This window comes from Tenacibaculum sp. ZH5_bin.1 (assembly GCF_042865525.1).
GTDB classification, from domain to species: Bacteria; Bacteroidota; Bacteroidia; order Flavobacteriales; family Flavobacteriaceae; genus Polaribacter; species Polaribacter mesophilus.
The window spans coordinates 1,576-13,809 of record NZ_JBEGIO010000001.1 but is presented as its reverse complement, the minus strand read 5'-3'; the positions used below and the strand labels follow the sequence as shown (position 1 = coordinate 13,809).

The window sequence follows — 12,234 nt, the reverse complement described above, 5'->3', positions numbered from 1 at the left end:
TGAAATACGATATCTCCCCAAACTAAGTTTAAAAATGAAGCTCACATATATTTTGTTTTTTTTAACATTGTTTCAGGTTCATGCCAATACATACTCTCAAAATGTAAAAGTTACTTTAGATTGTAAAAAAATGAAGCTTGAAGATGTTTTAACTGAAATTGAACAGAAAACAGGGTTTAAATTTCTTTATGAAAATAATGTGTTCAAAAAACATAAAACGGTAAGTATTTCATCGAACGAAGAAATGCTTTCTAAAGTATTAAAAAAGCTATTTAAAAAAGAAAGGATTGATTTTAAAGTAGCCGATAAACAAATTATTTTGTTTCCCAAGAACAAAAGCTCTTTGTTTATAGAAAAGTTTAAAAATTCTGTTAGTAGGTTATTTCAAGAATACATAATAGGAAAAATAACCAATGCTTATGGTGAGCCATTAATAGGGGCAACTGTTATATTAAAAGGGACAGACATAGGAGCTAGTACAGATTTTGATGGTAACTTCAGAATCGCTTTAGCAGAAGATGCAAAAACATTAACCGTTTCGTTTATAGGTCATGAAACTAAAGATGTCGAAATTGGTAACAGAAAGGTTATTAATATTCAATTACAAGAAGCACTTGAAAGTCTTGAGGAAACAGTCATTGTTGGATATGGTAAAGTTAAACGCCAAAACCTAACAGGTTCAGTAGGTACTGTTGATGTTAAAAGTATAACCAATCAAGCAGCTACAGTTAATTTAGACAATGCACTACAAGGTCAGGTTGCAGGTGTTCACGTAACAAGTTCTTCTGGGCAACCTGGAGCGGCAACTCGAATTAGAATTAGAGGTAATACGTCGTTACTTGGGTCTAATCAACCATTGTATGTTATTGATGGTATTCCAGTGGTACCGAGTAGTAATATACCTAAAGGGGGATCAGAAGGAAATAGGTTAGGTAGTGAGCTCGATAATGAGGGTATCAGTACACCTATTGGTAATATTAACGCATCAGATATAGAGTCTATTAGTATTTTAAAAGATGCTTCTGCTGCGGCTATTTATGGCTCACGAGCAGCCAATGGTGTAATTATTATAAATACAAAACAGGGTGTTTATTTTGGTAAAACTAAGTTTGAGGCTGATGTTTCTGTAACTATGCAAAGTGCAAGGACTTTAGAGGTCTTAAATGCTGCTCAATTTAAACGAGCTTGGACAACAGCTGTTGAAAATGGTACAAGAAATGATGCTTTTACTAGTGCAGTTTTAGATGGCTCTTATTTTGGCAATGCAGATACTAATTGGGAAGAAGAAGTAAGTCCGGGTGCACCAGTTTCTACCAGTTACAACCTAAGGGTACTTGGTGGGTCAGAAAAAACAAGATATTCTACATCTTTAGGAATTAACACACAAGATGGTGTTTATAGAAATACAGGTTTTGACAGGTACTCTTTTACATTAAATTTAGATACAAAAATTACAGATAAATGGAAGTTTGGAACCAAAGTAAACCTGTCTTCTACAGAACAAGATGCTGCAGATGGAGGGCTTACTCAACTAACTTATGATTTTAGACCAGACCTTCCTGTATTTGATAAAGAAGGAAACTACTCTTTCTCAACTCAATATAGTATGGAGAATCCAGTAGCACGCTCTAAAGTAACTAATAATAATAAAACATTCTTATTATTAGGTTCTTTATACACTCAATTAGAGCTGACTGAAGGGGTAGATTTTAAGACTTTTTTTTCGGTAAACTACAATTCAGGCAACCAACAAAGCTTCTATCCGCTTTTTACATTTATAGGTGGTTGGGATAGAAATCAAGGTAACGGTAATGGCTATGCCCAAGAAAGTAGGAGTAGAAGTGTAAATACTATGTTGCAAGGAACATTAACTTATGACAGATTATTTGGAAAACATAATATTAATGCAGTTTTAGGAGTGTCTTTTGAAAAAAATGAACGTTCAAACATAAAAGGTTGGGGAGAAGGATTCTTCAATGAAGTTTTAACCAATATTTCAAACGCTACTGTTTTTACAGATGCCTCTTCTTATGAATCTGGTTCTGGATTATCTTCTTATTTTGGAAGAGTAAATTATGATTTTGATAATAAATATTTACTAACCTTATCTGGGCGTATAGATGGGTCATCAAAGTTTGCACCAGATAATCAATATGCTTTCTTCCCTGCAGCAGCCGTTGCTTGGAGAATCTCAAATGAAGACTTTTTAAGTAATGCCTCATTTATTGATGAATTAAAGTTAAGAGCAAGTTTTGGAACAACAGGACAGCAAGATTTTGGAGATTATGCATGGCGAACACTTTTTGAAGCTGAAAATTATGGGTCAGATCCCTCGGTAATAATTACTCAATTAGGTAATGCTAACTTAAAATGGGAAACAACAGAACAATTAGACTTTGGTTTAGACTTTTCTTTTTTTAAAGGGAGGCTAAATGGAGGAATAGGATATTATTCCAAAGAAACAAAAGACGCCCTTTTTACAGCTATTACACCTGGAAGTACCGGGTACAGAACTATTATTGGTAATTTAGGAGATACCAAAAACACAGGGGTAGAATTAGAATTAAAAGGAGATGTGTTCAAAACTGATGATTTTACTTGGAATTTGTCTTTAAACGTGAGTAAAAACGAAAATAAACTAACCAGAATTTCTGATGATTTTAAAGATGAAAATGGTTTTTTAACAGGTTTTCCTGGTGGTGGAAGACTAAAAGAGGGAAGTCCAATTGGTTTAATTTATGGTTATGTATCTGAAGGACTTTTTCAAGATCAACAGGTTATTGATGATTTGAATGCGGCATCACCAACAGGGACTTATCAAAATAGTCAAACATCACCTGGAGATATAAGATTTAAGGATTTAACAGGACCTGATGGAACTCCTGATGGTAGAATTACTACTTTAGATCAGGAAGTTATTGGAGATACTCAACCCAATTTCTTCGGAGGTTTCAATAATACATTTTATTACAAAGGATTTTCTTTATCTACATTATTTACGTTTTCTGTAGGGAACGATATAGAAGCATTTAGCTTAGCGAGAGGGACAAATTTTGCAAGTACTTTTATAGGAGAGAATAAAGATACCAGTATTTTAAATGCATGGACACCAGATAACACAGATACAAACATTCCGAGGCTGGTATATTTTGACCCAAACAATAATGACAGAACATCATCGCACTACGTTTATGACGCTTCATATTTAAGATTAAAAACATTAAACTTTAGTTATACGTTTCCTAAAGAAACCTTAAATCAACTTAAGTTTTTCGATCATATTTCTGTTTTTATCACAGCTCAAAACTTATTTACAGTAACAAGTTATCCAGGTGCAGATCCCGAGGCTTCTAATTTGTATAATAATGATATTAGTGCAGGAAGAGATATTAATCGTTTTCCTATTGCAAAAGTATTTACTACAGGTGTAAGAATAGGGTTTTAAAGAATTATAATTATGAGAAAAATAACAGCTTATATAGTTACATTATTTATAATGTATTCTTGTGAATTAGTAGATGTATTAGAAAATGATCCGCCAAATAATTTAGTTGCAGAGAATGTAGTGAAAAGTGAAGCAGATGCCAGAGCATTATTAAATGGAGCCTACACTACAATCACATCAAGAGTTAACGATAAATATTATATGTTTTCAGAACTCATACCAAGTGCTATGATAGGTACAATGAATCAATCTGGTTTTGGGGCAGCTCATGGGGAATTTGCAAACAATAATGTACAGTTTGATAATATTTATATTAGAGACTTTTGGATGATGTTTTATAAGGTTATGGATGTAGCCAATAATACTATTTTTCAAACCACAGAGCTTTCAGGTGGCTTGATTTCAGAAACATCTAGAGAAGAGATTATTGGAGAGGCTCTTTTTTTAAGAGCGATGACAACCTTTGATGCTTTAAGGTATTTCGGTCAATTTTTTGATGATAATAGTAATTTAGGAATTATATTACGTACAGAACCATCTAACTTTGTTACTAGAGATAAGTCCAGAAGTACAGTAGCTGAATGCTATACTCAAATTTTAGCAGATTTAGATGCAGCAATTGCCGATGCACCAAACTATTCGGTAAGTTATTACGCATCAAAAACTGCAGCTAAAGCCTTAAAAGCAAAAGTATTGTTGTATCAAGGAAAATATTTAGAAGCTGCTACTTTAGCAGATGAGGTTATTAATGATGGTACTACTGGTTTAGAGCCAGATTTTGAAAGTGTTTTTAGTAAAGGTTTAAATTCATCTGAAATGATTTTTATGACTTATAGAGATGAAAACTCAGACACAGAGGATAATAATCGAAAACGCTTTTACCCAGGTAGAACGTCAAACAACACATGGTTTGCTACTTTAATGGATACAGATCCAAGACAACCATTTACCTACGATGGCACCACTGTTTTAAAAACTAATAATGCAGATGTTTTTAGACCAACTTACTTTTTACGTTTAGCCGAAATGTACTTAATAAAAGCTGAAGGGTTAGCATTTAGTGGAGCTACGCTACAAGATGCAAGTGCGCCATTAAATATAATAAGAAATCGTGCGGGTATTGGTGATACATCAGCTACAACTTTAGATGAGTTGAAAGATGATATTTTTAATGAAATAACCAGAGAGCTTGCCTTTGAAAATGGTGCTGAATGGTTTGCTGCTATTCGTTTTGATAAAGCAATGACCTTAAAAGCTTCCATCACAAGTTCTAACCAATACATCTTACCAATTCCTGAAGAAGAAATTAATGGTAACGGGGCGCTTACTCTGGCAGATCAGAACCCTGGCTATGAAGGTATTTAAAAAATGAATTATTAGAGTTAGTTATTTTTAGTAGTGCCTTAAGATTTCCCCCTAAGGCTTTGGGCGCTACTTTAAATTTTGTATGATGTACAAAATATTTATAGAGCTATTATTAGCTCTCCAGATTTGAATTCTAAAAGATTTTTTATGAGTCAAGGGATAGAAATCTAAGCTTCAAACTTGCTTGGCTTATAATAATACTCATGATTTCTTTAATAGGTTATGTGTTTTACTTTCAACTAAAAAATAATATTACCAGAACTAAAATACAAGATAAGGATAGCTATTCTTTTTCAAAGAAATAAAGCTAAACATAAATATAAATATAAAAAATGAAAAAAATAACGATAATATTAACGGCAATCATACTGTTTTTCAGTTTTAACAGCGTTGCACAAATTAAAAATTTAAACAAAGAGATTCCTATAGATCCGACAATTAAAATAGGAAAGTTAGACAATGGTTTAACCTATTATATAAAGCATAATGCTAAACCAAAAAACAAGGCAGAATTGCGTTTGGTGCTAAAGGCGGGTTCTATTTTAGAAGACGAGGATCAGCTTGGGCTTGCTCACTTCGTAGAACATATGGCATTTAACGGTACCAAGAGTTTTGAAAAGAACAAACTGATTGATTATTTACAAAGTTTGGGTGTTGAGTTTGGGGCAGATTTGAATGCTCACACTGGTTTTGATGAAACCGTTTATAAACTATCAGTGCCGACAGATGAGGAAATCTTTAATACCAGTTTAAAGGTGTTACGCGATTGGGCAGACGGTATTACTTTTGAAGATGAAGAGATTGATAACGAAAGAGGCATCATTGCAGAAGAACTTAGAGCTAGAAATGGAGCAAGGGCACGTATGTATTACAAGTCTATTCCACTTATTACTAATAATTCTAGATATGCAGAACGATTGCCTATTGGTAAGTTGGACGTTATTATGAATTCCGAGTACGATGCCATGAAACGTTTTTATAGAGATTGGTACCGTCCAGATTTAATGGCACTGGTATTGGTTGGTGATTTTGATGTGCTTGAAACTGAAGAAAAAGTAAAAGATCTGTTTAGTAGTATGGAGCCTGTAAAAAAACCTAAAAAAAGAGTATACTATAAAATACCAGAAAATAAAGCACCCGTAGTTGCTGTAGTTAGAGATAAAGAGGCTACAGGTGTAGAAGCTTCTATATATATTAAAAAAGAAGAAACTGAAGTACAAACCTTAAAGGATTACCGACAAGAGGTTTTAAAACGTTTGTATACGGGGATGTTGCGTCAGAGGTTAAATGAAATCAGTTTACAACCTAATGCACCTTTTCTAGGAACTTCTGCTGGTATAGGGAGTTTTTTAGGTAACATGGATAGTTATTTTTTAAGAGCCAAGCTTAAGGAAGAAAGAATTGAAGAAGGTATTGAAGCGTTGTTTACAGAAAGCGAACGCGCAAAAAAACATGGTTTTACCACGTCTGAACTAGAACGATACAAAGCCTTTTTATTGAATAACGCAGACTTGCGTCAAAAAGAAACAGGAAAAATACCTACAAAGTATTATACTGAGCAATACATTGATAATTTTACCGATAATAAGCCTATTCCAAGTGATACTTTTGTGTATCAATTTTATAAGAAAGTATTTCCAACCATTACTGTTAATGAGGTTAATAAAGTTAGTAATCAATGGGTAAGGAAAGATAATATGGCAGTTGTTTTAAATGCTGTTGAAAAAGAAGGTTTAAAACTGCCAACTGAAAAAAAGATTAAGAAAACTCTTAAAAATGTAAGGAAAAAGAGAGTAGAAGCTTATAAAGATAAACTGCTCGATGCTCAATTAATGTCCAATACACCTAAACCTGGAAGAGTTGTAAGCGAAGTGTATAATGATAAAGTAGGTGTTACCACTTGGAAATTTGCAAATGGTATTACTGTTATAGCGAAACCGACAAAGTTTCAAAACGATTTAATTTCCATGAATGGATTTAGACCTGGAGGAAGTTCGGTAGCTCCGAATTCTCTTTATGTTTCTGCTAGAAACGCAGGTGTTATTATTGGTTCTAGTGGGGTTAATGGCATTTCTGAGATCGATTTAAAAAAGCTAAACATGGGGAGAACATTAAAGGTAACACCGCGTATTAATTTTTATGATGATTTGTTCTCTGGTAGTAGCTCTTCTAAAGATTTAGAAAGAATGTTACAGATGGTCCATTTGCATTTTACTAAGCCGAATAAAGATGAGGCTGTTTTTAATGCAAATAAGGAACATTTAAAAAACTTATTCAAAAACCAAGATAAAAGTCCGGGAAATGTTTTTGAAAAAAAGATTAGCGAGTTTATGACCAATAGTCACCCTAGAGCCATTCCGTTAACCGAAAAGCAAATTGAAAACGAATTAAACCTTGATGATACTTATAATTTTTATAAAGAACGTTTTGCTTCTGCCAACGGATTTACTTTTGTTTTTGTAGGTAGTTTTGAATTAGAAAAACTAAGAACTTATGTAACCCAATACTTAGGAAGTCTTCCATCAAATCTAAATAAAAAAACTACTTGGAAGGATATTGGATTAAGATATTCAGAAGGGGTAATTAAAGAGACAATTGTAAAAGGTGTTGACGATAAAAGTCAGGTAGATATGCGCTTTACGGGTCCCCTCAATTTTTCTTTAGAAAAAAAGAAGGAAATAAGCTTATTAGGTAAACTCTTAAAAATTAAACTGACCGAAGAACTGCGTGAAAAAATGGCTGGCGTTTATGGTGTAAGGGTTTCAGGATTTGCTTCAGATAAGCCCTACGATTGGTATAGAATGAATGTAAGGTTTACTTGTGATCCAGATAACGTTGAAAAGTTAATTGCAAAGGTTCTTGAAGAAATTGAAAAAATCAAGATTGAAGGAGCTACTAAAGAAGATATCAATAAAATTAAAGAAGCAGAACTAGCTAATACAAAAGAATACTTAGAGATGAATAGTTACTGGATATATAAACTGAGAGAAATGCATGAGTATGGCTTAAAACAAGAATCTATTTTAGATTACGAAACAAATATTAATAAAATTGACTCTAAAATGTTTCTTGATGCAGCCAACAGGTATTTCAATAAGAAAAATTATGCAGAGTTTATTTTAATACCAGAAAGTTCTAAAAAGTAATAAACTTTGTTCTAAAATATAAAGTTTTAAGATTAAAAAAGGCTTGTAAGCTTAAAAGTTCACAAGCCTTTTTGTTTTTTATAAGTACAAATTGTTTAAGAAACTCCAATAGTTGTAGCTTCTAATGTGGTTTTTAGTGCTTTCAATTATTGATTTGATATAGTATATTTTAATTATAGCTAAATAATTAAATTAACCCCTAGATAAATAGCATGTTTTGTTAGGATGACACAAAGCTATTTTAGAATAATTTACTGAATTATTTTTTTTCTATATAAAAATAAGATCTTCTATTTTGTTGATGTTCTTGTTCGGTGCACTTATTTTGATTTATATCATTACAATTGTTTAATAACTGTTCTTCTCCGTAACCAACAGCACTTTTAATCCTTTTTGGAGAAATACCTCTTGATAATATATAGTCTCTTGTAGATTTGGCTCTTTTGTCTGATAATAATTTATTATATGTTTGGGATCCTCTACTATCGGTATGAGACTCAATTCTTAAACTTATATCAGGGTTGTCTTTTAAGACAGAAACGATATGTTCTAACTCGTATTCGGCGTCTTCACGAATATTATATAAATCAAAATCAAAGTAAATAGGGTTTATAATGATTTGATCATCTTTTATTAAAGATTCAAGTTGGATGTTCTCAGTAATTAATCTTTTGTTAATGTCAAGTGTTTTTGTGTTTTTTTGAGAGTTTCTATAATCTTTTTTTGAAGCAACGACCACAAAATTCTTTTCACAATCTATTTTTTCAAATAAATAACCACCATCTTTATTAGTTGTTTTAGTAAAAATGGGTTCTCCTTGTTTGTTTATAAGCTGAACGGTAGCATTGGGAATAGGGTTTCCTGTTTTTGAGTCTGAAATAACTCCTTTAATGTTTTCTTTACAATCGTATATTTTAAAACTATAAATATCATCATCTCCTTTACCTTCTTTTCTGTTGGAAGAAAAGTAGCCTTGAGTATGCTTGTCGTTAATAATGAAAGCAAAATCATCAAAAGGACCATTAACAGGGCTTCCTAAATTTACTGGTTTTGTATAAGAGTTACTAGTGATTTTTGCCTCAAAAACATCTAAACCTCCTAAGCCAATATGTCCATCAGAAGAAAAATATAAAACATTATCATTCCCTATAAAAGGAAACATTTCTTTGCTTTCTGTATTAATAGTTTTGCCCAGATTTTCAGGTTTTCCATAGATATCGTTTTCTAAAATTGCTATTTTATAAATGTCGGTATCTCCGTAGCCATTTGGCATATCAGAAACAAAATAAAGTGTTTTTTCGTCAGGACTAAGGGCAGGATGTCCGCAAGAAAAACTATTACTATTAAAAGGTAGTTCTTTTATATCTCCCCAAAAGTTTCCTTTTTTAGTAGCTTTATAAATTTTAAGGTGAGAAATATTATTTTTATCTCCTATTAATCGCTTGCCATCAAAGTTATCTCTGGTGAAGTAAGCTGTTTTTCCATCTTTAGAAACAACAATATTTGATTCGTGATATTTAGAGCTTAATTCTTCAAGAATGATAGGTTTACCCACATCCAAAACTTTAATAGAATCGTTATTTTGTTTTGCTTTATAAATGTTTAAATATGGTTGCTTATTCCATCGATAGAGTTTTTTACCTTTTTCTGTTTTGGGTTGGGTAGAAGAAAAATATAAATGATTATCATAAATGTATCCACCAAAGTCTGAATAAGAAGTGTTGCTAGATAGGTTGTGGATGTTTATATATGTCTTTTCTCGATTAGAGTATTCAACAAAATAATTAGTGTTTTCTTCTAAAGCCTTCACACGACTATCGTTTTTGTTTAATTTTAATAGCCACTTGTCAGATTCTTTTATTTTACCATTAGTTTTTAAAACTTGAGCATATCTAAATATATGTTTAGGTTTAGCAGAATTTTCGTATAGTTTCATTAACTCTTGATAGTTTTTTTCTGCCATAACATATTTAAAATTAAAGTAGTAAGAATCTCCTAATCTACTTAATACAGTATAAGAATTATCTCCTTTGTTGTATATGGATTGATATAATTCAGCAGATTTTTTATAAGAAAACTCTTCAAAATATCTATTAGCAGCATACTTTCGTTGGCTGTTAATGGTTATTGGTATAAATACTATTATAAGTAAAAAATGTATTGCTTTTTTCATTTTATTTATAAATTAAAAGAATCTAGGAGACTTCATTGCTAGCTCTTTGAATATTTCCCATTTAATCATTAATTCATAGGTTCCAGAATTGTAGTTGCTGTAATTAGAGGTAGTGAGGTCGTAGGCTAACCCTATGTGTAAATTTCTAGAAGCTTGAAGTCCCATCAAAGCACTAATAGAATCATCCCACCTCCAAGCTATACCTGCTGTAAATTTTTCATTGAAAAGGAAATTAGCTGATACATCTAGGGATAAAGGTGCACCATTTACAACTTTTGTTAAAAATGCGGGCTTAAACTTAATACTTTCGTTTAAATCAAATACATATCCACCAATTAAAAACAAGTGTATTCGTTCTTTTGCGACATCACCTCCATTATTAGAGTCATCATAATGATCTGTGTTAATAAAATTAGGAATAGCTGCTCCCAAATACCAGTTAGAAGTATAGTAATAAATACCAGCTCCAATAGTTGGTAAAAATCTATTAATGTTTCCAGTTAGACTTTTATCGTCTCGATCCTTAACAATACCTTTGTTCCAATCAACATTTAAATGTCTTGCTCCAAGTTTCAACCCAAAAGCTAAATTTCCCTCATCACTGGTACGAACTGTATAAGAAGCATTGATATCCAGAAAAATCTCATTGGCGGGGCCTATTCTATCGTTAGTAAGGTTAATACCTAACCCAACGCCGCTAAAGCCTAGAGGAGTATCGAAACTTAGCGTTTGAGTGTCAGGAGCACCTTCAATACCAACCCATTGAGTTCTTGCAAGAGCATTTATTATAGTGTGTCCGCTTGATCCAGCATATGCAGGGTTCACACTCATAGTGTTATACATATATTGAGTATATTGAGGGTCTTGTTGAGCATTTACATTTATTAATATTTGTATTAAGAATATTAATGTGTATAGGTGTTTTAATTTCATATTATTTTTTTTATCTATTAATGTATAACCAGCCTACTTTTGGTTTTGATCCATCACCTAAATCGATAACATAGAAATAGGTGCCTGAAGGTAATTTTTCATCAACATTAATTGTTGTTCTTCCATTAGAAGTTCCGTTAAAAACAACGTCTTTATTGTTATAGCCAGAGGCTTTGTATACAGTGTTACCCCATCTGTTGAAAATCTCAACAGTATTATTACTATATTCAGGTCTGTCTATACAAGAGATGAAGAAAATATCATTATCACCATCACTACCAGGAGTCATGATGTTATAGGGAGTACCACATGGTTTTGTGTTAGGGTCCAGATAGTCAGGAATACCATTGTCATCGGTATCAAGAGCATCGTTGGTTGTTGGGTCAGAGTCACCAGGATTTTCATCTGAAGTATTAATACCATCGTTGTCATCATCAATATCTTGAAAATCTGGAATACCATCTCCATCATTATCAGGAATGTCTACAGGGGTACCTCCGTTATCTGTGTCATAAGTATCATCCAAACCATCTCCATCTGAGTCATTTCCAGAAGGAAGGCTATCAGGTATCCCATCACTATTATCGTCATTTCCTTCAATAACATCTGGAACTCCATCATTATCACTATCAGTATCAAGACTATCAGGTATACCGTCTTCATCAGTATCTATGTTGCCATCTCCTTCATCGGTATCTAAAATTCCATCATTGTCATCATCAATGTCGGTAATATCAGGAATTCCATCATTATCAGAGTCTAGTAAACTGTATGAATGAGTATCAGTAGCAGAAGCAGTATTTCCAGCAGTATCAGTAGTAGTAACGCTTGCTTCTACAGTCATGTCTGAGTCAGCTGCTAAGTCTGAGCCTGAAACATTTATGCTGTAGTTTCCACTAGCGTCTACCGTTCCTGTATAGGTATTTCCATTGATTATCAAGGTTACAGTGTCACCCGTATTAAAGTCACCAGTTACAGTTCCAGTCACAGGGATGTTAGTTCCAGCTTCTACTGCATCAATGATATTGTCTGGAGTGATGTCATCAATAACAATAGAAAGGGTTGGGGCTGTGGTATCTACATTATACAGGTGAGTATCAGTAGCAGAAGCAGTATTTCCAGCAGTATCAGTAGTAGTAACGCTTGCTTCTACAGTCATGTCTGAGTCAGCT

7 protein-coding genes are annotated in these 12,234 nt (G+C 32.8%); 4 read left to right on the top strand and 3 right to left on the bottom strand.

Going from position 1 to position 12,234, the window contains the following annotated elements; genetic code table 11:
* Nucleotides 1–34: 34 nt before the first annotated feature.
* The 4 genes from ABHQ57_RS00040 (at nucleotide 35) to ABHQ57_RS00025 (ending at nucleotide 7,956) form a co-directional block, all read left to right on the top strand.
* Nucleotides 35–3,445 carry a SusC/RagA family TonB-linked outer membrane protein gene (locus tag ABHQ57_RS00040; RefSeq protein WP_231128357.1) on the top strand — a complete coding sequence of 1,137 codons (3,411 nt, stop codon included), beginning with the start codon at nucleotides 35–37 and terminating at the stop codon, nucleotides 3,443–3,445.
* Nucleotides 3,446–3,457: 12 nt separating this feature from the next.
* Complete coding sequence (locus ABHQ57_RS00035) at nucleotides 3,458–4,810, top strand: RagB/SusD family nutrient uptake outer membrane protein (protein ID WP_167712418.1); 1,353 nt, start codon at nucleotides 3,458–3,460, stop codon at nucleotides 4,808–4,810.
* 140 nt (nucleotides 4,811–4,950) lie between these two features.
* Nucleotides 4,951–5,115, top strand: coding sequence for a PLDc N-terminal domain-containing protein (locus ABHQ57_RS00030; RefSeq protein WP_083574794.1), 165 nt, complete (start codon nucleotides 4,951–4,953; stop codon nucleotides 5,113–5,115).
* Nucleotides 5,116–5,142: 27 nt separating this feature from the next.
* Nucleotides 5,143–7,956 (top strand): pitrilysin family protein, encoded by a 2,814-nt coding sequence (locus ABHQ57_RS00025; RefSeq protein WP_167712417.1) that lies wholly within the window; start codon nucleotides 5,143–5,145, stop codon nucleotides 7,954–7,956.
* Between the two features lie 259 nt (nucleotides 7,957–8,215).
* Here the strand turns inward: ABHQ57_RS00025 and ABHQ57_RS00020 are convergent, their stop codons facing one another.
* The 3 genes from ABHQ57_RS00020 to ABHQ57_RS00010 all read right to left on the bottom strand — a co-directional run.
* Nucleotides 8,216–10,129, bottom strand: a complete 1,914-nt coding sequence (locus ABHQ57_RS00020) for an OmpA family protein (RefSeq protein WP_167712416.1) — start codon at nucleotides 10,127–10,129, stop codon at nucleotides 8,216–8,218.
* A gap of 12 nt (nucleotides 10,130–10,141) precedes the next feature.
* Entirely contained in the window at nucleotides 10,142–11,062 is a 921-nt protein-coding gene (locus tag ABHQ57_RS00015; RefSeq protein WP_167712415.1) for a type IX secretion system membrane protein PorP/SprF, read from the bottom strand.
* 10 nt (nucleotides 11,063–11,072) lie between these two features.
* A partial coding sequence (locus ABHQ57_RS00010; protein ID WP_389861779.1) for an Ig-like domain-containing protein occupies nucleotides 11,073–12,234 on the bottom strand: 1,162 nt, incomplete at its 5' end.